At 63.9% G+C, this 23,708-nt stretch carries 19 protein-coding genes; 9 read left to right on the forward strand and 10 right to left on the reverse strand.

The features are described from left to right. Nucleotides 1-32: 32 nt before the first annotated feature. Nucleotides 33-920: a VOC family protein gene (locus L6637_RS09985; protein ID WP_237870363.1), complete on the reverse strand. Its 888-nt coding sequence runs from the start codon at nucleotides 918-920 to the stop codon at nucleotides 33-35. 172 nt (nucleotides 921-1,092) lie between these two features. Here L6637_RS09985 and L6637_RS09990 point away from each other — a divergent pair, with 172 nt between their 5' ends. Both L6637_RS09990 and L6637_RS09995 read left to right on the forward strand, forming a co-directional pair. After that, a complete protein-coding gene (locus L6637_RS09990; protein ID WP_237863518.1) occupies nucleotides 1,093-2,280 on the forward strand; it encodes a CaiB/BaiF CoA transferase family protein in 1,188 nt (395 codons plus the stop codon). Nucleotides 2,281-2,693: 413 nt separating this feature from the next. Then, complete coding sequence (locus L6637_RS09995; protein ID WP_338076849.1) at nucleotides 2,694-5,801, forward strand: DEAD/DEAH box helicase; 3,108 nt, start codon at nucleotides 2,694-2,696, stop codon at nucleotides 5,799-5,801. Between the two features lie 654 nt (nucleotides 5,802-6,455). Here the strand turns inward: L6637_RS09995 and L6637_RS10000 are convergent. The 8 genes from L6637_RS10000 to L6637_RS10035 form a co-directional block, all read right to left on the reverse strand. Next, nucleotides 6,456-7,136: an SDR family NAD(P)-dependent oxidoreductase gene (locus L6637_RS10000; RefSeq protein WP_237863519.1), complete on the reverse strand. Its 681-nt coding sequence runs from the start codon at nucleotides 7,134-7,136 to the stop codon at nucleotides 6,456-6,458. Between the two features lie 4 nt (nucleotides 7,137-7,140). Then, nucleotides 7,141-8,346 carry a sialidase family protein gene (locus L6637_RS10005; RefSeq protein ID WP_237870365.1) on the reverse strand — a complete coding sequence of 402 codons (1,206 nt, stop codon included), beginning with the start codon at nucleotides 8,344-8,346 and terminating at the stop codon, nucleotides 7,141-7,143. Continuing rightward, nucleotides 8,343-9,767, reverse strand: coding sequence for a sodium:solute symporter family protein (locus L6637_RS10010; protein WP_237870367.1), 1,425 nt, complete (start codon nucleotides 9,765-9,767; stop codon nucleotides 8,343-8,345). Before L6637_RS10010 ends, L6637_RS10005 begins: the two co-directional genes overlap by 4 nt. 238 nt (nucleotides 9,768-10,005) lie before the next feature. After that, complete coding sequence (locus L6637_RS10015) at nucleotides 10,006-11,160, reverse strand: caspase family protein (protein ID WP_237863522.1); 1,155 nt, start codon at nucleotides 11,158-11,160, stop codon at nucleotides 10,006-10,008. Between the two features lie 69 nt (nucleotides 11,161-11,229). Then, nucleotides 11,230-12,378, reverse strand: a complete 1,149-nt coding sequence (locus L6637_RS10020; protein ID WP_237870369.1) for an amidohydrolase — start codon at nucleotides 12,376-12,378, stop codon at nucleotides 11,230-11,232. Nucleotides 12,379-12,605: 227 nt separating this feature from the next. After that, a complete protein-coding gene (locus tag L6637_RS10025; RefSeq protein WP_237863524.1) occupies nucleotides 12,606-13,691 on the reverse strand; it encodes a mandelate racemase/muconate lactonizing enzyme family protein in 1,086 nt (361 codons plus the stop codon). Between the two features lie 184 nt (nucleotides 13,692-13,875). Next, nucleotides 13,876-15,081 carry a M20/M25/M40 family metallo-hydrolase gene (locus tag L6637_RS10030; protein WP_237870371.1) on the reverse strand — a complete coding sequence of 402 codons (1,206 nt, stop codon included), beginning with the start codon at nucleotides 15,079-15,081 and terminating at the stop codon, nucleotides 13,876-13,878. Between the two features lie 34 nt (nucleotides 15,082-15,115). Further along, complete coding sequence (locus L6637_RS10035) at nucleotides 15,116-16,363, reverse strand: MFS transporter (RefSeq protein WP_237870373.1); 1,248 nt, start codon at nucleotides 16,361-16,363, stop codon at nucleotides 15,116-15,118. A gap of 186 nt (nucleotides 16,364-16,549) precedes the next feature. Between L6637_RS10035 and L6637_RS10040 the strand changes: the two genes are divergently transcribed. The 7 genes from L6637_RS10040 to L6637_RS10070 all read left to right on the forward strand — a co-directional run bounded on the left by L6637_RS10040 (nucleotide 16,550) and on the right by L6637_RS10070 (nucleotide 21,413). Then, entirely contained in the window at nucleotides 16,550-17,623 is a 1,074-nt protein-coding gene (locus L6637_RS10040) for a C45 family autoproteolytic acyltransferase/hydrolase (protein ID WP_237870375.1), read from the forward strand. A gap of 102 nt (nucleotides 17,624-17,725) precedes the next feature. Further along, the gene (locus L6637_RS10045) at nucleotides 17,726-18,223 is read left to right on the forward strand and encodes a GDSL-type esterase/lipase family protein (protein WP_237870377.1); all 498 of its coding nucleotides are present in this window, start codon (nucleotides 17,726-17,728) and stop codon (nucleotides 18,221-18,223) included. Between the two features lie 431 nt (nucleotides 18,224-18,654). Continuing rightward, on the forward strand, nucleotides 18,655-18,867 hold the full coding sequence (locus L6637_RS10050; protein WP_237870379.1) for a hypothetical protein: 213 nt from the start codon (nucleotides 18,655-18,657) through the stop codon (nucleotides 18,865-18,867). A gap of 240 nt (nucleotides 18,868-19,107) precedes the next feature. Beyond that, nucleotides 19,108-19,446: an ArsR/SmtB family transcription factor gene (locus L6637_RS10055; protein ID WP_237870381.1), complete on the forward strand. Its 339-nt coding sequence runs from the start codon at nucleotides 19,108-19,110 to the stop codon at nucleotides 19,444-19,446. Continuing rightward, complete coding sequence (locus tag L6637_RS10060; protein WP_237870383.1) at nucleotides 19,443-19,910, forward strand: SRPBCC domain-containing protein; 468 nt, start codon at nucleotides 19,443-19,445, stop codon at nucleotides 19,908-19,910. Before L6637_RS10055 ends, L6637_RS10060 begins: the two co-directional genes overlap by 4 nt. A gap of 312 nt (nucleotides 19,911-20,222) precedes the next feature. Beyond that, nucleotides 20,223-20,765, forward strand: coding sequence for a 2'-5' RNA ligase family protein (locus tag L6637_RS10065; RefSeq protein WP_237870385.1), 543 nt, complete (start codon nucleotides 20,223-20,225; stop codon nucleotides 20,763-20,765). 234 nt (nucleotides 20,766-20,999) lie between these two features. After that, on the forward strand, nucleotides 21,000-21,413 hold the full coding sequence (locus L6637_RS10070; RefSeq protein ID WP_338076845.1) for a GDSL-type esterase/lipase family protein: 414 nt from the start codon (nucleotides 21,000-21,002) through the stop codon (nucleotides 21,411-21,413). A gap of 144 nt (nucleotides 21,414-21,557) precedes the next feature. Here the strand turns inward: L6637_RS10070 and L6637_RS10075 are convergent, their stop codons facing one another. Next, on the reverse strand, nucleotides 21,558-23,708 hold the full coding sequence (locus L6637_RS10075) for a methyl-accepting chemotaxis protein (protein WP_237870389.1): 2,151 nt from the start codon (nucleotides 23,706-23,708) through the stop codon (nucleotides 21,558-21,560).

The following is a 23,708-nucleotide window of genomic DNA, read 5'->3' on the forward strand; positions in this document are numbered from 1 at the left end:
CGTGGTACCCTCCCGCCCCAGCCAAGTGCTCCCTAACCCTCGTATTGATCCGGTCCCATCGCCCAAGCCGCCTGGTCGTGGCCGTAGGCGTAGTTGCGGTTGTTGACGGCGGGGTTGCGATTGACCAGCGGCCGCATGAACATCGGGTGCGTCGCGCTGCGCACCTCGTGCTCGACCGTGAAGAGAGGCTTGCCGCTGTCGAGATCGACGATGTCGCAGAAGCGGTACTGGAACTGATTGTCCTCGCGCGAGATCAAATCGCGCGCCAGCAGCTTGCGATAGGGGCCCGAGAAATCGGTGATGTACATCTGCACATGGTGGCCGTCATAGCCGGGCTGCGGCCGGTCGGTCTCGCGGAACAAGAGGTGCTGGTCGCGGCCGGTCTGCACCGCGGCGACCTTGCCGTCACCGTTGCGCAAGGCCGCGGGCATGCCCATGACCTCTGGATAGAAGGCGCAGATCGCCTGCGCCGATCCCACCGGCACATCGAACTCGACATAGGGGATGCCGATCGTGATGCGCCCGAAGCGCGCGGCGTCGGGTTCATGGACGCGAATGCGGTTGCCCCAGGGGCAGGTCGCCTCGACATAATCATTGTGCTCGGCGTAGGCGAAGGCCGTGCCTTCGAGCTTGCTCTTGACCGAGGCCAGTCGCGCCAGCAGCGCCTCGCGTCCTTCGATGACGAGCCCGGTATGGCCGCGCAGCACCTGTGGCTTGCCCTGCGGCAGGTGAAACTGGCTCCGACCGGCGTTGATCCACATGTTGGTGTCTGAGACCATCAGATAGGGATCGCGGGTCAGCCCGAGGCCCGTGACGTAGAACAGCGTGGCGAGGCGCTGATCCGGAACCGTGATGTTGACGTGCTCGAAATGGATGGCGTTGCCGAGATCTTCTGCGGATCGATCGAATTGTTGCGGCATGGGTGTGCGCTTCCGGCTGGAGGGACTGCTGGCTCCATACTAGAGCAGAATTTCCGCCAGCCGAAACGGGTTGTCCGATCACATCTTGAGAGCGAGGCCGGTTGTGGGCTGCCACCTTGCCGCGGCACCCATTCCCTGTAATCTGCCGGGAAAGACATAAGGAATGAGGCCGATGGGGGGAGTTCTGGACGGCGTGCGCGTCCTCGATTTCGGGCGCTATATCGCGGGGCCATATTGCGCGACATTGCTGGCCGAGTTCGGGGCCGAAGTCATTCGCGTGGAGAAGCGCGACGGCAGCGAGGACCGCTTCGTGGCGCCGGTCGGCGAAGGCGGCGAGGGCGCGCTGTTTCTTCAGATCAACCGCAACAAGAAGTGCATCACGCTCGATCCGATGACGGACGAAGGGCAGGAGGTGATGCGCAAGCTGATCGCGACCGCGGACGTCGTCGTCGCCAATCTGCCACCGCAGACCCTGCGCGCGATGAAGCTCGACTATGAGCGGCTCAAGGCGATCAAGCCGGACATCATCCTGACGACAGCCACAGCGTTCGGCGGGCCGGGCCCCTGGTCTGACCGCGTCGGCTTTGATGGCGTCGGCCAGGTCATGTCGGGCTCGGTCTACATGACCGGTGCCGGCGATCCGCCGTATCGGGCCGCGGTGAACTGGGTGGATTTCGGCACCGCGCTGCATTGCGCCTTCGGGACGCTTGCCGCGCTGATCGAGCGCGGCAAATCCGGACGCGGGCAGATCGTCGAGGGCGCGCTGCTGGCGACCGCTCTGTCCTTCACCAATGCGACGCTGATCGAGCAGGCGGTCATCAACGTCAGCCGCGTTCCGACAGGCAATCTCGGCCAGACTGCCGCGCCTGCGGATATCTATCGCACCAAAGATGGCTGGGTGCTGTGCCAGGTCACGGGTCATCCGCTGTTCAAGCGCTGGGCGAAGCTGATGGGCGAGGAGGAGTTTTGGCTGAACGATCCGCGCTTTGCCGACGATATCAGCCGCGGCAACAACGGCCCTGTCATCAGCGAGCGCATGGCGCGCTGGTGCGCGATGCGCACCACGCAGGAGGCTGTCGACACGCTCGGCAAGGCGATGATACCGACCGGGCCGGTCTTAAGCCCGCAGCAGGCGCTGGATCATCCGCACATTCGCGCCGCCGGCTTCTTGCAGGACGTCGACTATCCCGGCTTGCCGAAGCAGGCGCCGGTTGCGCGCGCTGCCGTCAGGCTCTCGGAAACGCCCGGCGAAATCGCATCGCGTCCGCCGACGCTTGGCGAACACACTGATTCCGTGCTCGCGGAACTCGGCTATGACAAGGCCGCGATTGCAGCGCTGCGGCAGAGCGGCATCATTTAGCCGCGACGTGATCACAAGAGTGGAAATCGGCCGGCGCGTCTGCTAGACGACTGGCGGCTCATCCTCGCGCATTGTGCGTTTGCCGGCGACCTCTGCGTCGCACGAGGTTGGTGGAGAGGCGCATGTTCGTGCGCCCCATCCCATATGCATGACCATTCGCAACCGAATCAACATGAGCTCGGTGGCGCCTGGCATTGACGATTGCTTACGACGAGAAACGGATTCACGTGCGTCATTCCAAGCCATTGCGGCCAGCCAAGAACGCGGCAATCAAGAAAGCGGCAGTCAAGAGTTCGCCCAAGAAGCGCGCGCTCGCAAAGAGCCCGACAAGCAGGCGCACGCCAGCCAAGGCTTCGCCGAAGCCGGGCAAGGGCGCGCCGCGCGCCACGATCTCCTCGTCGTCGCCGCTGGGCATGATGGCGCTGCATCTGCTGGCACAATGGAAAGAGACCGGCCGCAGCGGTCTCGTGTTCCTCGCGGAGAGCGAGAACAGGGCGGAGCGACTCGGCAGTATCATTCATGCGCTGGACCCGTCCTGCGAGGTCCTGGTGTTTCCGCGGCTGAACACTCTGCCGTTCGACCAGTTGGAACCATCGCGCGAGATCGCTGGCCGTCGTGCCTCGGTGCTGCGGCGCCTGGCGAAAGCCAAACAGCCGATCTTCCTCATCTCCACAGCCGAAGCCGTGATGGAGCGCCTGCCGCCCGCGGCGAACCTGTTGCGCCTGAACACGGATTTGAAGGTCGGCGGCACGTTTTCCGAGAGCGAGCTTCGCGCGCGCCTCGAAGAACTGGGCTATGATCTCGACGACGAGCCGGATTACCCGGGCGGCGCGCTGTTTCACGGCCAGACCTTCGAGATCTTTCCGGCCGGAGCGCTGGGGCCGTTCCGGGTGGAGCATTCCGGGCGCGCCATCAAGCGGATCGTGGCGTTCGACCCGCAACAGCACGACATCATCTTCGAGACAAAGGAGCTTCTCGTCGATCCCATGTCGGAACGAACAGCCCTATCGGGGGCGCGCGCGAGGCGTGCGACGCTGTTCGACTATTGCGGCAAGGCCAGGTGGATTGCGGACGCCGGCGTGTCTGATCATGCCGATGCCTGGTTGAGCACGATCGAGGAGGCCGCCGGCCGCGCGGACAGGGAGCGCGAATATCTGGCGCGCAGCGACTGGAAGCAGGCGACCCGCGGCATGAAAGTGCTGGCGCGCATCTCTCCATTCCAGCCAACGCCGGAATTCTCAAAGCTGTCGTCCGCCAGGAAGTCTCTTCGCGCCTTCGTCGAGGAGACCAGGCGCGCCGGCTCGCGCTTCATCCTCGTCGCCGCGCAGGAGGAAGATTTGCGCGCGATGGAGCGGATGAGCGGCGTCAAGACGGAGCGCGTCACGGATTGGGCGGAGGTTGACGAGGCGCGCCATCGCGACGTCGCGCTGCTCGCCGATCTCGATGGCGGTTTCGTCATTCCAGGCAAAAAGCCTGCTGTCGTCCTGACCGCGACCGACGTGCTCGGCAGCCGCGCGCACCATCCGCAACCGATGGCGCGAAGCTGGAGCGCGGCATTCGATCATGCCGACGTGCCGGAGCAGGGCACGGTGGTCGTGCATCTGCAGCGCGGCATCGGCGTGCTCGACGGTCTTCAGACCGTCAACACCGGTGGCGGGGCCATGCGCGAGATGGTCCGCCTGTCCTTCGCCGGCGATAATGCAGTCCTCGTGCCGCCGCCCGATCTGGCGCTGATGTGGCCGTATTCGACCGAGCGCGGCAAGCTCGCGCTCGACAAGGCCGATGGCAGCACATGGTGGGCGCGCCGCAGCGCGGCCGAGCAGGAGATCCAGGCCGCCGGCAAGGTGCTTGCCAAGCACATCAGCCAGCGCAAGCGGCGCAAGGCAGAAAAACTGGTCCCGCCGGGGGCGCCTTACGAAAAATTCGTCGCGCGCTTTCCTTATTTCACCACCATCGATCAGGCCAAGGCGATCCACGACGTTCTGGACGACCTCGCATCCGGCCATCCCATGGACCGCGTGATCTGCGGCGACGTCGGCTTCGGCAAGACCGAGGTGGCGCTGCGCGCGGCGGCGGCCGTGGTGCTCTCGGGCAAGCAGGTCGCGATCGCGGTGCCGACGACCGTGCTGGCCCGTCAGCATGTCGCGACCTTCCGCAAGCGCTTTGCGCCCCTCGAAATCGAGGTCGGCAGCCTGTCGCGCGCCACCTCGGGCGCCGAGGTGCGCGAGACCAGGGAAGGCCTGCGCAGCGGCCGGATCAAGATCGTGGTCGGCACGCAGGCGCTCACGTCGAAGGACGTGAGGTTTGACGATCTCGGCCTCGTCATCATCGACGAGGAGCAGCATTTTGGCGCCGCCGAGAAGGCAAAACTCTCCGGGCTCGCCAAGAATGCACATACGCTCTGGATGAGCGCCACGCCGATCCCGCGCACGCTCGCCGCGGGTCTTGCCGGTTTCAGGGATCTCAGCCTCATCGCCTCGCCGCCAGTGCATCGTTTGCCGGTCGCAACCAAGATCGCGCCGTTGTCGGATGCTGCCATCGCCTCGGCCCTGCTGCGCGAGCAACGGCGGCACGGCCAGAGCTTTCTGATCTGCCCGCGCATCCAGGATCTCGAGCCGATGCTGGCGCGGGTGCAGGCGGTGGCGCCCGATCTGAAGATCGTCTGCCTGCACGGCAAATTGCCGGCCGACGAGATCGACGAGCGCATGATGACCTTCGTCGAGGGTAGGGCCGACGTGCTGCTGGCCACCAACATCGTCGAGAGCGGTCTCGACATCCCGCGCGCCAACACCATCGTGGTGTGCTGGCCGGAAAATTTCGGTCTCGCCCAATTGCACCAGCTGCGCGGGCGCGTCGGGCGTGGCGGCATCCGCGCCTTCGCCTATCTCCTGACCGAGTCGACCTCGGGGCAATCAGAGAAGCGGCTGGCCGTGCTGGAAGAGTTCAGCCGGCCGGGCGCGGGCTTCGCCATCAGCGAGCGCGACCTCGATCTACGCGGCGCGGGCGACCTGTTCTCGGAGCAGCAATCCGGCCACGTCCAGGTGTTCGGCCCGGTGCTCTACAGCCATCTGCTCAAGATGGCCTCGGAGAAGGTCGACGACGGCATGTCCGTGGTGTGGGTACCCGACCTCAATCTGCCGATCGCGGACATGCTGCCGCCGAGCTACGTGCAATCCAACCCCGTGCGGCTGGAGCTCTATGCCCGCGCCGCACGCTGCGCCAGCGAGGACGATCTCGACGATCTCGAAGAGGAAACCTCGCGCCGCTTCGGGCCATTGCCGCAGGCCGCGCGCGATTTCTTCGCGGCGGCGCGGCTGAGGCTGGATTGCAAGCGCAGGGGCATCATCCGCCTCGACGTCGGGCAAAGCGCGGTGGCCGCGACGTTCCTGCCGGGACGGCTGCGAAAGTCCAAGGGGAAGTCGCTGCAACGCGATGGCGACCGCGTCATCTACCACAGCCAGACCCGCGATGCCCCGTTCGACATGGTCGAGGAATTGTTCGAGGTTCTCGACGAGACGTGAGCGAGGGCGTGTAGTTTTAAACACAATATCGGCTGCCGATGACCGGGCGGAAAACGTCTCCTCCGTTTGAGCTTTACCGGTTTTGACCACTTCAGACCCACGGGCGTCTCGCCGCCTTTTTGCTCCAATCGATTTCAGATTGAACCAAGGAAATTCGGGACGCGACAAACTGGCGTGACGGACTCGCCATTCGTGTGAAATTCAACCGATGCTCAGACAGCCATGGGTGGCGATTGCCAATCAATCGCATCGCTTCAAGTGATTATACCTGGTTCGAGTTTGACCAGTCAGAGCGAGAGAGACAGGCGATGATAGATTCGCTTTCAATTTGGCACTGGCTCATACTGTTCCTGCTGGCCGCAAAGCTCGCGAGCCCGATCTTTGGGGTCGTTCGAGGCGTCGAGAACAAGGCTGTTATCCATGCGGTCGCATCGTTATTTGTACCTATGTATGGGCTGATCTACTTCTTTGCGGCAAGACCGGCTCGTGAGCCAAGCCATTCCTAGACGAACTAGTCCAAGCTGTTTGAGATGGGTGGGTCTCCGCTCAGAAAGTCCGAAAGTGGCCCATCTGCGACCTGAGAGAATGTCCGGTCTTGGCTGTTGGAAGTTCACCAGACGTCAGTCGGCCTGCCCCTTAAATAAACGCCCTGGCCTAGAGCGAGCTGCCGCCGCAGATCACGAACTGCTGCCCGGTGATGGCGGCAGCTTCGTCCGAGAGCAGGAATGCCACGGCGGCCGCGACTTCCTCCGGCTGAATGAAGCGGCCGATCGGCGGCAGCTTTGGCGCGATGGTGGCGCGCGTCGGGTCCTTCAACATCGGCGTCTCGGTCGCGGCGGGCGCGACGACATTCACCGTGATGCCGCGTGGCGCGAGCTCGATCGCCCAGGATCGCGCCAGCGCCACCAGCGCCGCCTTCGTTGCGGCATATTGACCGCGGCCGGCTGCGCCCGATGCGGTGCGGCTGCCGATGAAGACGATGCGCCCGCCCTTCGGCAGGCGCGGCGCCAGCGCATCGGCGAGGCGTTCGGCGACATCGACATGTAGCCGCCACATCGCAGCGCCGTCGTCATGGTCGAGCGATCCGAGCGGGGCGACCTTCAGCAGGCCAGCGGCATGAACCAGCGCCGTCGGCGCGAGATCGGCGACGGCAGCGGCAATGGAATCGACCTCTGCAAGATCGAGCGACAAATGCTCGAACGCCGGATGATCGAACGTGACAGGCCGGCGGCTGATCCCGGTGACGCGCCAGTCGTCGCGCAGCAGGCGCTCGACGATCGCTGCGCCAATCCCCGAGCTGGCGCCCGTGACGAGCGCGTGCGGCCGCTTGTCCATCGCTTCAGCCCCGCGTCACCCATGGCTCGGTCACGCGGACATATTTGATCGCGCGGCGATGGAACGTGAAGGCCATGTGGATCGCGCCGTCGGCGGTCTGCTTGACGCTGGGATAAGACAGCTCGCGATTGGTCTGGTCGCGCGAATTGTTGGTCATGCAATAGCCGTCGCCGATCTCGACATTGCGCTTGCGCCAGCTCTTGCCGCCGTCAGCCGAGATCGCCAGCGTCATCGGTGCCCGCGGTGCGCCCCAGAATGCGGTGCGGCCCTCAGTCTTGCCGGCGTCGCCGGCGAGCACGGGCGGCAGATCGTCGTCGATCTCGTCATAAAGCGAGAGGCGGCGGCCGGTTGCGTCCTTGGCGCTGGAATCGTTGAACACCAGCGCGAGGTGACCGTTGCCGAGCCGCGTCAGCTGGATCGAGGAGTTGTTGTTGGGCAGCGCGGTCGCTTCAGGCGCCGACCAGCTGCGGCCGTGATCGGTCGACCGGCTCTGATAGATGTTGTCGGCCCAGCGGCTGCGATACATCGCCAGCAGCGAGCCGTCGTCGAGGCGCACGATGCTCATATGCACGCAGCCGCGGCTGCCAGGGACACCGACATCGTACCAGGTCTTGCCGGCATCGGACGAGATCTTCACCGCGCTGGTGTCCTCGTCGCCGTTCCATTTCTTGCCCGGCGTGCTGTGGCAATAGAACACCGGCAGCAGCCAGTCGCCATTGTCGAGCACGACGATCGGCTGGCGGATGAAGGTGCCGCGGCCGCGATGCTCCGGAAACAGCGTCTCGATCGGGCCCCAGCTCTTGCCATGATCGTGCGACAGGCGCCGGCGGATGATGGCGGTGTCCTGGTTGCCCGCAAGCTGCGCCGTCCACATCAGCCACAGCGTGCCGTTGGGGGCAGGGAACAGCACCGGGTTCTGCTCGGAGCGGCCGGAATCATCCGACAGTTTTTCCGCGGGCGACCATTGCGTCGCGCCGCGGGGCAGCCGCGAGAAATAGACCGAGATGTCCGACATGCCCTCCTGCGTGCCGCCGAACCAGACGCAGGCGAGATCGCCATTGGCGAGCGGCATCAGATTGGCTGCGTGGTTCTGCACGCAAGGCGAGGGAATGAAGGCGTCGAACCTATCGGGATCGCCGGCCGCCTGGCGAACGGCGCCGTCGGCCGCGATCTCGGGTTCGGTGGTCACGACCTCGGTAACGATGGTCATGTCGAGGTCCTTTCCATCAAGGCATTTGGTTGCGCGGCCGGGGCGGCGGGCGCGGCGCCCATCACCAGGCGCTCGATCGCCATCACCAGCAGCGGCGTCACCGCGGCGATGTACATGTTGTCGATGCCGAAGGGATTGCCGAGCAGGTACCAGACCGTGGTCGAGACCGCAGCGCCGATCAGGCCGGCGGTGGCGCCGCGGTTGCTGGCGAACAGCGGCAGATAGAAGCCCAGCATCGCCACCATCGTGATCGACAGCCGCAGCGCGCGGGTGAAGAACGAGAGTTTCAGGATCTCCGGAATGAAGAACACGAAGACCAAGGGCACGATCGCGATCACGATCGAGAACACGCGCGTCATCTTCAGTTCGCGCTCCGGCGTCGGCTTCCAATAGGGCACGTAGAAATCGCGCACCACGAGCGAAGCGATCGCGAGCGCCACGGTGCAGACGCTGACGAAGATCGAGGCGACCAGCGAGGTCGTCACGAAGGCGGAGGCCAGCGGCGGCATCTTCTCCAAAAATACCGGCAGCGCGTAGAGGCTGTTCATATCGGGGTAGAGATACTTCGCGGCAACGCCGATCAGCGCGAGCAGGAAGCCGAGCGGAAGGCAGAACGCCGCCGCGTAGTAGGTCGCCCTGCGGGCCTCATCGGCGCTTGGCGTCGAGGAGATCGCCTGCACGATGAACTGCGTCGAGAAGATCGCGCCCACGGTGCCGAAGGTCCAGGCGAAGATGGTGGCAAAGCCGATCTTGCCGTCCCAGCTGAAATAATAGGCCGGCAGCTTGGCCTGCATCGGCGCGATGCCGCCGGTCAGCGACATCGCGACCGCAAAGATGATGATGACGCCGACCACCTTGAAGGCGCTGTGCAGGATCGTCACCCAGGCGACGCCCTTCAGTCCGCCGAAGACATAGTAGAAGGTCGAGACCACGGCGATGATGCACATCGCAACCGGCAGGCTGACATGCAACGCGGTCGCGATCGCAGCGGCGCCGCTGACGTAATTGCCGACATTCACCAGCAGCAGCGCGTAGATCATGATCACCGACACCGTGAGCATGGTCGACTTGCCGTATTTCTGCGCGATCGCCGCCGAGATGGTGTATTCGCCGGAATTGTAGAGCTTCCTCACCATCAAGAGGCCAAACAGCAGGAAGCCGATCGAGGCGCCGAGCACGGCCCAGCCTGCGGCCATGCCCGACTGGAACGCTTCCTGCGCGGTGCCGACGGTCGATTTGGCGCCGACGAATTCGCTCATCATCAGCACGCCGACGACCACGGCCGGCATCGCGCGCGAAGCGGTCATGAACTGATCGCTGGTGCGGCTGCGCAGCTTGAACGTGAGCCAGGAGGTGAAGGCGATATAGGCGACGATCATCGCGATGACGAGCGTGCTGTCGCCGTTGAGGATGGCTTGCATCGGTGACGTTTCCTCTGGTGTTGCGGACGCGGTGTTGTGATCCCGCTTTGCCCAGCCAATAAAGATGTTCGGAATGCGAACAAATGTTGTTGAAATTCATTAAACCTGCCCGTGCGCGGCGCGTCAAGGCGCGGGGGGCCGAGCAGTCGGGAAAATCCGGGTTCCAGGAGCAGGGTTGGCGCTATGACGCCGCCGTAACTGCGGCCAGCGGGGCGCCATCATCGTGCGAATGTGCGAGCTACTCGGCGCCACGCTTCCAGGCGCCGGTGCCGAGCTTGCCAGTGATGACAGCCAGCGTGTCGTGGATCTCGTAGGCGCCGCCATCGCTGTAGTTCGACAGGCCCCTGGTCGCGTGCAGGGTCCAGCGGCCGTTCGCGGCGGTGATCGTGCCTTCGTGTGGACGCGCCGAGCGCTGCGGCTCGGCGTGGAAGCGGTAAGTGCCATCGCCCATGATCTGCCAGATCCAGCGTGATTGGCCGCGGCCGCTCGGCACCATGATCTCCCAGGTGCCGACCAGCGCGGGATCGATCGCTGGCGGCGTCGGCGTTTGCGGAGCAGGGGACACGGCAGCTGGTAGCGGGCCGGGCGGGGCCGCCTGCTCGCTGCCATCAGCTGGCCGGCCGGCGAGGTAGATTGCCTTGCGCGACAGCGAGCCGTAGACGAACGGCTGTTGCTCGTTGCGCGTTGCCTCCATCACGTCGTCGCGGACATTGCGGAACATGAAGGTGACCTCGACGCCTGATACCTCGATATTGCGCAGGAGTGCCGCCGCAAACGGGCTGTTGCGCGCGTCGCCGTCCAGCGCCGTGGTGCCGTCGCGCGCGGCATAAGCGACGAGAACGTTACCAACAGGCTCGATGCGGCCGAGCCCGCTCGCGGGAGCTGCGCGCGTGGCGATCGACCTGTTCATCTTTGCCGCAAACGGATTGTTGCGGCAGGCGTCGAGGATGACGAGGCCGAGGCTCGTGGTGTTCGACACCTGCAACATCACGCTCTGCAAATTGATGGCTTCATTCGCCGCGTCCGTATCCCGCTTCAGCTCCGCGTCAACGGGGATCAGCCAGTTCTCGCCATTGATCTCCATGCCATGGCCGGCGAAATACACAGCCGCCATGTCGGCTCCGGCGGCCTCGCGCCCCAGCGCGATCAGGCCGCGCCGCATCTCGTCGAAGCTCGCATTCGTTGCCAGGGTGACGGTGAAGCCAAGTCGCTTCAGCGCCGCGGCAATGTCGCTCGCGTCGTTCGGCGGATTGAGCAGCGCCGGTACGTTCCTGTAGGCGCCATTGCCGATGACGAGAGCGACCCGCCGGCCTTCGGCAGTTGCGGCCGCACGCGCCGCGCCCGCAAACACCGACGCCGCCGTCAATCCCGAAACGAATTCGCGCCGGTTCATCCTGAACTCGCTGGCTCGAACGTGTCTCGATCCTAGCGCAACCGCTCCGGCGGAGCCACAGGCCCTCGCTTAGTTCGCCGACAGCGCCGTCTTGGCGACCTCAGCCATCCAGCCCGATGCCACCGGCAGGATCGCGTCGTTGAAATCATAGCGCGGGCCGTGCAGCTCGGCGCCGTCGCGCAAGGGCCCGTTGCCGATCCAGACGAATGCACCGGGCCGGTGCTTGAGATAGAACGCGAAATCCTCGCCCGCCATGCTCGGCGCGAGATCGCGCCTGACCTTGGCCCGCACCTTGTCCGCGGCCATGCGCGCAAGGCCCGCTTCCTCCGGCGTGTTGATCGTCACGCCGACGCCCATGACGATATCAGGCGTCACCTTGACGTCGAAGCTCGTGGCGATGCCGGCGCAGATCTCGGCGATCCGCGCCAGGATGATGTCCTTCACGCCATTGCGGTGATGCCGCAGCGTGCCGCGGATCGTGACTTTCCCCGCGATCTGGTTGGGCGCGGTGCCGCCCTCGATCGTCGACAGCGAGAGCACGGCGGTGTCGAGCGGATCGACGCTGCGCGACACGATTCCCTGCATCGCCACGATCAGATGGCCGGCGGCCATCACGGGATCGCGGGTCAGATGCGGCATCCCGGCGTGGCCGGCGTGGCCCTCGATGGTGATGGTGACGCGTCCGCCCGAGGCCATCACCGCACCGTCATGGACCGCGATGGTTCCGGCCTCGAGACCCGGCCAGTTGTGGAAGCCGAACACGCGCTCCATCGGGAAGCGCTCGAACAGCCCGGCCCCGACCATCGCGCGCGAGCCGCCAAAACCTTCCTCGGCCGGCTGGAAGATGAAGTCGACCGTGCCGCTCCAGCTGCTGTCGGCGGCGAGCAGCGCGGCCGCACCGAGCAGCGAGGCGGTGTGCCCGTCATGGCCGCAGGCATGCATCACGCCCGGATGTTTCGAGGCGTAGCTGAGGCCCGTATCCTCGGTGATCGGCAGCGCATCCATGTCGGCACGCAGGCCGACGCGCCCCTCGGCTGACCCGCGCGTCAGCGTCGCGACGATGCCGTGGCCGCCGATGCCTGACACGAAGGGAATGCCGAGCTCGGTGAGTCGCTCCTGCACGAAGGCGGCGGTCGCCTTTTCCTGCAGGGATAGCTCGGGATGGGCATGCAGATGCTGGCGCCACGCAGTCAGTTTCTGGTGCAGCTCGGGGGTCAAATGCGGCTCTCTCTGATGGTGTCAGCTGTCACCACTCTAGACGATTATCCGCACGCCGCATCAAGCCCCTTGGAATGCCTAGCGTGCAGCAATGCGCGCCATATCGCCCGTCATTCCGGGGCGCGCCTCTCGGCGCGAACCCGGAATCCATCGCGCAGCTATCTCTGTGGCCCGATAGATTCCGGGCTCGCGACTTCGTCGCGCCCCGGAATGACGAGCAATGGGTATCACACCAGCTTCGCCAGTCCCTTCCAGTCAAAGCCGATGCCGTGGCCGGGGCGTGCCGGGGCCAGCGCCTTGCCGTCCTCGAGCACCAGCGGATGCTCGATATATTTGTCCAGCCCGAAACCGTGCGCCTCGAGATAGGAACGGTTCGGGCAGGCCGCCAGCAGATGCACGGTGATGTCATGCGCGCCGTGGCTGGTGACGGGCAGGTTGAACGCCTCCGCCAGCCGCGCGATCTTCATGAACGCGGAAACGCCGCCGCAATTGGTGACGTCGGGTTCGGGATAGGACACCGCGCCCGCGGTGATGTAGTTCTTGAACTCCCACAGCGAGCGCAGATTCTCGCCCGCCGCGATCGGCACGCCGCCGGCCTGCATGATGCGTGCGTGTCCGGCGACGTCGTCGGGGATGATGGGCTCTTCCAACCAGGTCAAATCATGCGGCACAAACGCGCGCGCAGCGCGGATCGCTTCCTCCACCGTCCACTTCATGTTGGCGTCGGCCATCAGCGGAAAGCCGTCGCCGAGATGTTTGCGCATGGCCGCGACGCGCGCGACGTCGGATTTGAGATCGGGCCGGCCGACCTTCATCTTGATGGCGCGAAACCCCTTGGCGAGATTGCCGTCGGTCTGCTTGAGCAGCGCTTCCACGGAAAGATCGAGATCGATGCCGCCGGCATAGCAGGGCACGCGCGCATCGAAGCCGCCGAGCAGCCGATACAGCGGCAAGTTCGCGCGCCGCGCCTTCAGGTCCCACAGCGCGATGTCGAGCGCGGACAGCGCCAGCACCGTCGGCCCGCCCCGCCCGCCATAGTGCAATCCCCACCAGACGTGATGCCAGAGCGCCTCGGTGTCGTCGGCCTCGCGGCCCTCGACCAACGGCGGAATCTCGCGCTTCAGGATATCGGCGATGGCGCCGCCATTGCGTCCGACCGTGTAGGTGTAGCCGATGCCTTCGGCGCCATCGGCATCGCGCACGCGGCAGGTGATCAGCTCGAACGCCGACATATCGCCATGCGTGGAATCGGACAGCGTGACGGGCAGGGGGATCCGGTAGAGTCCGGTCTCGATATCAGCGATGCGCGGCATGTGGCCTCCCTGTATCTTCTTTTTCTTCTTCTTCGTAGGGTGGGTTAGCTAGCGGCTGCGCGAAGCGCAGTCCGCTGGCGTAACCCACCTCTGCTGTCTCCTGCGGCTACGAACAGTGGTGGGTTACGCGCCCCGGTTTGCGCTTCGCGCGATCCGCGGGGCTAACCCACCCTACGAACCTCCTTCACCGCGTCGTCGCCAGCTGCACCGCCAGCGCGCACGCGCGATCGTATTCGTCGAGATTGATCCACTCGTCGATCGTATGCGCCTCATTCTGCCCGGCGCCGAAGGTCACGGTCGGAATGCCGTGGCGGACCATCCAGTTGGCGTCCAGGCCGCCATTGGCGGCGCGCACGTTCGGGGTGCCGCCAACGGCGGACACGGCCTCGATGGCGCGCTTCACCACCGGCAGGTTCTCCTTCATGCGGAACGGATAATAGTCGGTCTCGGCCTTGAACTTGACCTTGCCGGACTTGCCCTGCGCGTTTGTCACCTTCTTGGCCGCCTTCTCGAACGCGGCCTTGTAGGCCTTGGTGATCTCCTTGAAGAATTTTCCGTCATGGCTGCGGCACTCGCCGCGCACATGCACGTAGTCGGTGACGACGTTGGTGGCATCGCCCGCGGGGCGGCCCTCGCCGCCGGTGACGGGGCCGACATTGCTGGTGCCCTGCCGCGCGCTCGCGCCCTTGCCCTTCACCACCTTGCCGAACCAGCCGCCGGCCTTCACGTCGGCAAGCGCCAGCGCCATGATCATGGTCGAGGAGATGCCGCGCTCCGGCGCGACGCCGGCATGCGAGGCGCGGCCAAAAATCTCGACGGTCCAGCGGTCGGCGCCAACAGCGCCGATCACGACGTTGGAGGCCGAGCCGCCGTCATAGTTGAAGGCCATCACCGGTGACCCCAGCTCATCCAGCTTGACGTGGCGCGCGCCGTAGAGCCCGCTCTCCTCGCGCACGCAGAACAACAGCGTGATCGGCGGATGGTCGAGCTGCTGCTTCTCGAGCTCGGCGGCCAAGGTCACCAGCACGCCGCAGCCGCAGCGGTTGTCGCCGCCGAGCGCGGTCTTGGCCTCGTTGACGATCTTGCGGCCGGATTTCTTTGGCTTCGCGCCGGCGCAGAGCGGCACCGTGTCCATGTGGGTCATGAACATGATGCGCGGCTGGTTGTGCAGCGCGCCGCGGCCGGGCAGGTCGACGATGAGATTGCCGGTTTCGGTCGGCACGGGAATGCGGGTGTTGGCATCGTCCAGCCGGATCGCCTTCGCCGGCACGCCGCTTTCCTTCAGCGCGGCGGTGAGCTCACGCCCGATCGCCGCCTCCTGTCCGGTGACGCCCTCGATGGAGAGGAAGCGCATGAGACGGTCGGTGGCGGCTTTGGCGTCGACAGGCATGAACTGAATTCCCTACAGATGCGAAGCGCCTACCTTACGAATGCTGTGAGGTGTAAGTCAAAAAGATCGTCACGCCGACGAGCAGCATCGCCGCCATGAACAGCAGCACCGCCGGCAATCCCGCGACCGATGCGACAGCGCCTGACATCGACTGCATCAGCGCGGTGCCAAGGAAGAAGGCGAGGTTCACGGCGGCTAGCGCCTTTCCGGCGGTCTGCGCGTCCACCAGTTGCCGGCACATGCCGAACAGCAGCGGCTGAGCCGAGGTCGCAAGGCCAATCAGCACGAACAGCACGAGGTCGTATTGCGGTGGCATGACCTCAACGCCGAACAGCCATGCAACCGCATAATGCGGCGCGCCGAGCGCCATCAGCACCACCAGCAGAGCTGCGATCGTGTGCGTGCCAGCCACCAGTTCGCGGCGGTGGCCGACCTTGCGGTCGACCATGCCCATCAGCAGGGGACCTGCGATCATCGCCAGCGTGTAGGCGCCGAGCTGGTTGCCGGCCTCGACCCGCGACAGGCCCTTGACCTGCATCAGCCACGGCCCGCCCCACAAGCCGCGCAGCACCAGCGAGGTCGCGAGCGACACCAGCGCCAACGCGATCAGCCCGCGCAAGGGCCGCGACAGGCCGAGCCTGAGCACCTCGATCATCTGCGACAGCGGCGAGGAATCGTCCTTGTGCTCGGCTGGCTGGTTCGGCACCAGCGCAAACACGGCGAGCGCCACCGCGATGCCGCCGGCCGCGGCGATCCAGAACCCGGCGCGCCAGCCGTAAGTGTCGACCACGAAGGCGAGCGGGCTCGACGACAGCAGCATGCCGATATTGCCGATCGACAGGATCGCGCCCGACCACAGCCCGAAGCGCGCCGCCGACAATTGCTTCGCCGCCAGCGTCATCGGGCACATCAGCATGCCTGACGTCGCGATGCCCAGCAGCAATTGCCCGAAGGCAAAACTCTCAGGCCCGGTCGCAAAGCCCGACGCGGTCGCGCCGACCACGGTGCCCGCAAGCAGGCTCAGCGACACCGGCCGCACGCCAAAGCGGTCCATTGCGGCGCCCACAGGGATTTGCGAAGCGGCGAACGCAAAATGATAGACCGAGGTGAGGCTCGCCAGCGCCTGCGGCTGTACGTGGAAATCCACCGCCATCAGGTCGAGGCTGAGCGCCGGGATGGTGCGCAGCAGCGTAGAGAGCATGTGCCCACAGGCCAGCGCCACCAGCGCAAAGATCAGCGCGCGTGTGCCATGTCCCGCCTCATCATTGGCAACCGCACTCATCAGCGTTCCGTCCCGGCAACGTTTTGGCCGGGTTACACGATTGGGGGAGGCGTGCCAATGCCGGGAGGGGGCGGCTTATCGCATGGCCCGCCAGACTTTCGCGTGTGAGTCGCGTTACGACCGCTCGGCTCTAGGCTATAGAGGTTGTAGCCCAGCCGTCCCGATTCCGTCCCACCAGAGCATCACATGGCGGACAAGCCCAAGACGCTTCGCGTCAGCCTTGTGCAATGTCGCGGCACTGCTTACGAGGTCGGCCGCGCCCAAGCGGATGCGTTTGCCGCGACCCGCAAGGGCAAGGCATTTCTCCGCAAGCGGTTGAAGCTGCCCTGGTGGTTGAACATCCGCACCGAGGAGCGTGCATTCAGGGCGTATGCGCCTGCTCTGTGGGAGGAGATCGGCGGGATCGCCGAGGGGCTCAACATCTCGATGGAGCATGCCGTCACCTATTTCGGCAACGAAGGCATGAGGATGCCGACAGGCGGCTGCTCGGCCGTGATGTCTGGTGGTGTTTATGGCCGCAACTATGATTTCTGGCCGCGAGGGTATGAGGGACGCTTCGCGCTCGTCCAGATCAGCGGCAGCTATGCCAGCATCGGCGGCAGCCATCAGCTGACCGGACGACTGGACGGCATGAATGAACACGGTCTCGCCATCGGCCTGCATCTGGTCAAGGCGCGACCGCGTGCGCCCGGTCTCAACAGCGTGTTACTGGTCAGGCGCGTCCTGGATAGCTGTGCGACGACGGCGGAGGCCGTCGACCTTCTGCGCCGCACGCCTCATGCCATGCAGTACAATTATTCGCTGCTCGATTCCGGCGGCGTGGCTGCGGTGGTTGAAGCAGGGGCCGGCGCGGTCGCGGTGCGCGGTGGCGACTGGCTTGCCTGCACCAATCATTTCCAGTCGCCGCAATTGCGGCGCCTCAATCGCCGGGTCGCGCATTCGATCGACCGGCTCCCGCCGCTGGAAGGTTGGGCCGCGCGAAATCTGACGGCCGAGCAGACGTTCCAGGCGCTGAACTTTTCGGCCTCGCCGGCCTTCCATAATTACGGTCGCGCCCAAACGCTGCACACCATCGTTGCCGAGCCGGGAAAGCGACGGCTCCTGATCGGTATCGGGGGCGATGCAGCCGCGCTCGAAGAGGACATGCTGGACGTTGATTTCAAGTCATGGGTCGCCGGCGAAGATTTGCCGACGTCTGAGATCAAGGGGCAGCTCAATCTTGGTCTGCGCCGATTGTGGCGGACCAGAGCGAGGCGATAGCCGAGCCAGGTGCTTAAGGCCGCCCGTGGTTCGGCATGCCACGATGGAGTAATCGGTGATAAGCATGGGGTGGGAATCTCATGCCGATCAGGGGACGCAAAAGTGATCGCAAAGCTTAGCCGGATCGTTCTTCTTGATGCATTCGCCATGTTCGCCGCGCTTGGCACCGCTCACGCCGCAACCGTCGTGGCCCTTGGCGCCAGCAACACCTTCGGCAAGGGTGTCTCGCGCAGCCAGGCCTATCCGGCACAGCTCGAAGCGCTTCTCCGTGCGAGGGGTCTTGGCGTCCATGTCATCAATGCCGGCGTCAACGGTGACACCACGGCAAGCATGCTGGCCCGGCTGGATCGCGTCGTTCCGAAGGGAACGAGCGTGGTGATCCTTCAACCAGGTGGAAACGACCGGAGAAAGCTCGCCGCCGACAACACCCCCGCCATCCAAAGCCGGTTAAGCGCGATGGGGATCAAAATTGTCATGCTGCCGAACGGGATGCTGCACGGGCTGCCGCATCAGCCCGATGGGCAGCATCTCACGCCGGAGGGCTATCACATGCTGGCAGAGCAGCTGGTCGGCGAGGTCGCCGCGGCACTCGGCAAATAGCGTCAAGCCGTCTGTTGAGGTCAAAAGGCCCAAGTCGGAACGAGCTTGCCGTTCGACATTTTCGCTCTGGCTAACTTCCGCCGATAGCGCTGAGCTGACGACGGCGCAGGCTCCCGCGATGTCGGCTATAGGACTAAGAGCGAACCGAGGTAAGACGGCGTTGCGATGCCCGTTGTTGCCCCGCTTGGACCTCCTCCCACCAATCATTCAAAGTTGAGCATTCCGCAAGTACAAAGGTTGATATAGTTCAGTTATGCGACCTGGGCACGTGTTCTTAGGTTTCAGTGTGTGCAATGAGTTTCCAGATAAACATTGGGGACCTTATTTCCGTCTGCGCGGTCGGCGTTGCAGTTCTATGGATAGTGATCTTCGCCCGAGTGCAGAGGACGAAGGTTCGGCTAACCCTTATTCGGCCCAGGCAGGAGGTGGCGATGTCAGGTTGGCTTGAACACGTCCTTTTCGCGTTTTTCAGCGGAACTGCGCCGCTTTGGATAGGTTTGGCCCTTCAATGGAAGGGGACGATCATTCTTCTTTTTATCTTGGGCATTGCTGCCACGCTCTGGTTCATTGGACGGATGCTCCGATACGTCCTCAGAAGCATCAGCGACCTGTTTTACGAGGATGTCCTGTCGAAACTTAAATAGAGACAGTTGAGTCGCCCCTCAGCCGTCGAACACCTTCATTCTCGAATGTCGCCTGCCGACCCATCCGGCCAACTTCCGCTCATAGCGCTGAGCTGACGACGGCGCGTGCTCACGCGATGTCGGCAAGTTTGGTGAACCCGTCGCGACGCGCGCCTACGAAACCGTAAGCCTCCGAACAACGCACTTGACCATGCTCATCCATTTATATAAGCGTTCTGTTATATAACGAGAACGGAATTCATGCGAAACCTGGATGCCGCCTTTTCCGCGCTCGCCGATCCCACACGGCGGGCCCTGCTCGCCCGGCTCGCCCGGGGCGAGGCGACCGTTTTGGAACTCGCCGAGCCCTTCGACATGACGCAGCCCGCCATCAGCCGGCACCTCAAAGTGCTCGAAGGCGCGGGCCTGATCGTTCGCCGCGTCGAAGGCACCAAGCGTCCCTGCCGTCTGGCGCCTGCGGCGATTACCGAGATCGACCAGTGGCTCGGGCTTTTGCGCGATGCGCTGGCCAAGAACTACGACCGACTGGACGACGTTCTCGCTACCATGAAGCCCAAGCCGCGAAAGGCACGCCGATGAGCAAACTGATCCTGAAAACCGAAGGCGAGACACATGTCGTTGCCGTCAGGCGCTTTGCCGCGCCACCCGAAGCCGTTTATCGCGCTCATACCGAGCCGGCGTTGATCCAGAAGTGGATGCTCGGCCCCGACGGCTGGACCATGCCGGTGTGCATCGCCGATGCCCGCCCAGGCGGCAAGATCCGCTACGAGTGGACCAACGGCGAAGGCCACGGCTTCTACCTGACTGGCGAGTTTGTGGAGCTGACGCCGTTCAGTCGCATCGTGCACGTCGAGCGCATGCATATGCCAGATCCGTGTCCGGACAATCACGTCGTCACGACGTTCGAGCCCGATGGGCGTGGCACTCTGATGACCATGCGCATGACGCTGCCCGATGCAAAGACGCGCGCGGCGATGCTCTCAAGCGGCATGGAGCATGGCATGGAAGCGAGCTACATCCGCCTCGAGACGATGTTGCAGTGACGTTGCCATGATCAGGATCCACGATTTTGCGTCGGGCCGCGGTCATGACCGGCCCGCCAGTGCGCAAGGTCGCGCTGTGCCGGGGGCGTGACTCACGGAGCTGCTCCTCCACGAGTTGCCGACGGCCACGAGCGCAGACCTTCGCCGTATAGACACCGTTCGATTCCAAACGAAATTCGCGGCGGCCATATTGTCTCTTGTTGGCCATTAGCTGGCCAATCGCGGCAATGGTGCGGGACAGCAGCAAGTGACCCCGTTGCAGACCTCACACGCGCAGCTAAAGTTGGAGAACTCCTAAAGTCAGAGCGATCGATGGCAATAGCGATCAACGTACGGGCCGATGGAGACTCCTCAAGTGAGGTCGAACAGCTATGGGATCAGGTTGCGGCATTCGAGGACGAACCCTCGATGCGCACGCTCGGCTACCGGCCACATTTTACGCTCGCGATCTATGACTCGCTTGCAATTGAAGAGGATACCGCACGACAAGCGATGCTGAGTGCGGCGACGAGCGAAGTGCAACTTCGCATCGAGTTTAGGCGCATTCGGTGGTTTGTCGGGCCGCCCCTTGTTCTTTGGATGGAGCCTGCAGACGATGTGGCCCTCAGGAGGTGGCACGCTTCGGTTAGTGCAGCTATCGACCCGGCCTATTGTCGGCTCCACTATCGGCCGGGACAATGGATACCTCATTGTACGCTTGGCACTCGCATCATTGATGGAAGGCGCCATGACGCGATCGCCTTCGCGGGCTCGTTCAACCGAAGCATCTCGGTGTTGTTTGACGTTGCGGACTGCGTCGTTTTCCCGCCCGTGCGGGTCGTTGCAGAACATAAGCTGCCGGCGGGCCTGCCCTAGCTGCGAGGGCGGCTGCTGGCCCTTCGCTTCTGTTGACGCGGTGCCGCGTCATGCCGACTTATGGGCCCATACCGGAAGTTTGCAACCGCGCGTCAAACCGACCCAATTGACCCGAAGCGGGCGTCGGAGGATTTGACAAATTTATCCGGGCCGATTGGCATTTCGGATAGATTTGCCATTTAGGCTGTAGTGCCTGCGAACGGAATTACAGCGATGTCCCAAGCAGCAATCGACGTGGCCCTTGGCGCCAGCAACACTTTCGGCAAAGGCGTGTCGCGCAGCCAGGCCTATCTCGCACAGCTTGAAGCGCTTCTCCGTGCGAGGGGGCTGAACGTCCGTGTCATCAATGCCGGCATCAACGGTGACACCACGGGAGGCATGCTGGCTCGCATCGATCGAGTCGTTCCGAAGGGAACGAGCGTCGTGATCCTCCAACCCGGCGGAAACGACCGGAGAAAGCTGGCGGCCGACAACACGCCCGAAATCCAAAGCCGGCTGGGCGCGATGGGCATCAAGGTGGTCATGCTCCCGAACGGGATGCTGCATGGACTGCCGCATCAACCCGACGGGCAGCATCTCACGCCAGAGGGCTATCACATGCTGGCCGAGCAACTGGTCGGTCAGGTCGCAGCGACGCTGGGTAAATGACGTTACGCCCGCTCGAAGGTGTCGATGCTGGTTGTGACCGCGCGCCGCCAGTTGAGCGGCCTCAGCTTTGCGGGGTCGCCTTCATTGGCGGCGCTCAGCGCCTGGTCGGCAGAGGTAGTCGAAAGAAGGCAATCGCTTGCGGTCTTACGCAACCCGTACCGTCCTCAAGAACTGGTCGACCTCCTGCTGAAGACGGCGACTCTCCTGCGAGAGCGATTGTGCCGCGGATAACACGCTTCCCGATGCGGCGCCCGTCTGGCTGGCGCCGCTCTCGACATCAACGATGTTCGTGCTCACGTCGGACGTTCCGCGCGAAGCTTCTTGGATATTGCGCGAGATTTCCTGCGTGGCAGCGCCTTGCTCTTCAACCGCGGCCGCAATGGTGGAGGAGATTTCAGACAGGCGCTCGATTGTCGTGCTGATGTCCTTGATCGCGACGACCGAATCCTCCGTCGCGGCCTGAATTCCGGAAATCTGTTGCCCGATTTCTCCTGTTGCCTTCGCGGTTTGCTCGGCAAGGGCTTTCACCTCGGAAGCTACCACGGCGAACCCCCGACCAGCATCGCCGGCGCGGGCCGCCTCAATCGTCGCATTGAGAGCGAGCAAATTGGTTTGCCCGGCAATGGTATTGATTAGCTCGACGACGTCGCCGATCCGGGCTGCCGCCTTGGAAAGTTCAGTGACCCGCTCGTTGGTCGATCTTGCCTGCTCCACGGCGCCATTGGCGATCCGGGCGGACTCCTGAACCTGTCGGCTGATCTCATTGACGGACGACGTAAGCTCTTCCGTAGCTGAGGCGACCGACTGAACGTTTGTCGAGGCCTCCTCCGATGCCGCGGCTACTCGCGTGGCCAGCTCCTGCGATCTCGTGGCCGATGATGACAAGGTGGTTGCAGAGGATTCGAGCTCGGCTGAAGCGGAAGATACGGTCTGGATGATGCTGCCGACTGTGCCCTCGAACTCGTTTGCCAGCTTGTCCATGTCGAGCTTGCGCTTTGCCTCAGCGGCGCGCTGGACCGCTTTCACTTCCTCGGCATTAAATCGGACGATCGCCTGCACACTGCGCATATTGCGAAGAGCTTCGCCAAGCTCGTCGTCTTTCTCGACGGGGATGGCGTTGTCCAGCTTGCCAAACGTGACGTTGAGCATTGCCTCGTTGAGCACTTTCAACGGACGCAGCACGGAGCGGATCGTCTGCACACCGATGAATCCACCGAAGGCAAGGCCGGCGAGGATCATCAAGCCGACGATCGCAATCGTCATGTAGAACTGATGCTGTGCCGCCTCGTATTCGGCTTTGGCCTCGTTCACCTGGATGGCAACAAGCACATCCAGCTCACGCTTCGCTTCGTCGAAAAGTTGACGCGCTTTGCCGGCGAGGAGAGAGGAGGCTTCGTCGAATTTGCGTTCTCCAAGCAGGGCAAGCGAAGGTTTGACCGCATTCTCCGCGTAGGCCTGGCGCTTCACGGTGAATCGCTCGGCCGCCATCTTCTCTTCGGGCGTGAGATAAGTGGCCAAGTACTCGCCCCAAACTCTCGAGATCTTGTCGATGTTTTCGTTGACTGCAGCAGCGACGTCTCCGACTGGCCTGCCGGCGCGTCCATCGGCAGCCGCGGCGAGCTGGATCGCCGTGTTTTGCAGCATTCGGTCGTTGATATCGAACAATTGAGCCAGCGGGATTGTCCGGTCTTCATAGATCGATTGCATTCGCCTGTTGCTGGCATTGGTGGACAGAAGTCCCGAAATTCCGGCAACAAGCATGAAGATGCTGAGGATCGCGACCAAGGTCGTTAGGCGCGCCCTCAACGTGCCCGTGAAAAAGGATAGCTTGTCCAGGACTGACCGACGGCGAATGATGCCCGCGCCTATCTGATAGTCTTGCCCCTTGTTGGCGCGCATGAGCGCGTAGACTTTTTCGGCCTCGGCGCGGTCCTCCGGAGCAAGCTTCGTCCGAACTGAGGTAAAGCCTGTGACTTCGCCGTTTTCGCGGATTGGGGAGGCGTTCGCCAACACCCAGTAGAAGTCACCATTCTTGCGCCTGTTCTTGACCGCACCCGACCACGGCTTACCATCCTTGAGCGTCTGCCAAAGATTTTCGAAAGCCGCCTCCGGCATATCCGGATGCCGAACAATGTTATGCGGCTGGCCCATCAACTCGTCGGGCGCAAACCCGGCGGCCGCCACGAACTGGTCATTGAAGTAGGTGAGCTTCCCTTTGAGGTCGGTCCTTGAGACGATCAGCGTCTCGTCCGTAATGGGAAATTCAGTTGCTGTGACCGGAAGGTTCTTGCGCAT

The organism is Bradyrhizobium zhengyangense (assembly GCF_022012435.1).
GTDB lineage: Bacteria > Pseudomonadota > Alphaproteobacteria > Rhizobiales > Xanthobacteraceae > Bradyrhizobium > Bradyrhizobium zhengyangense.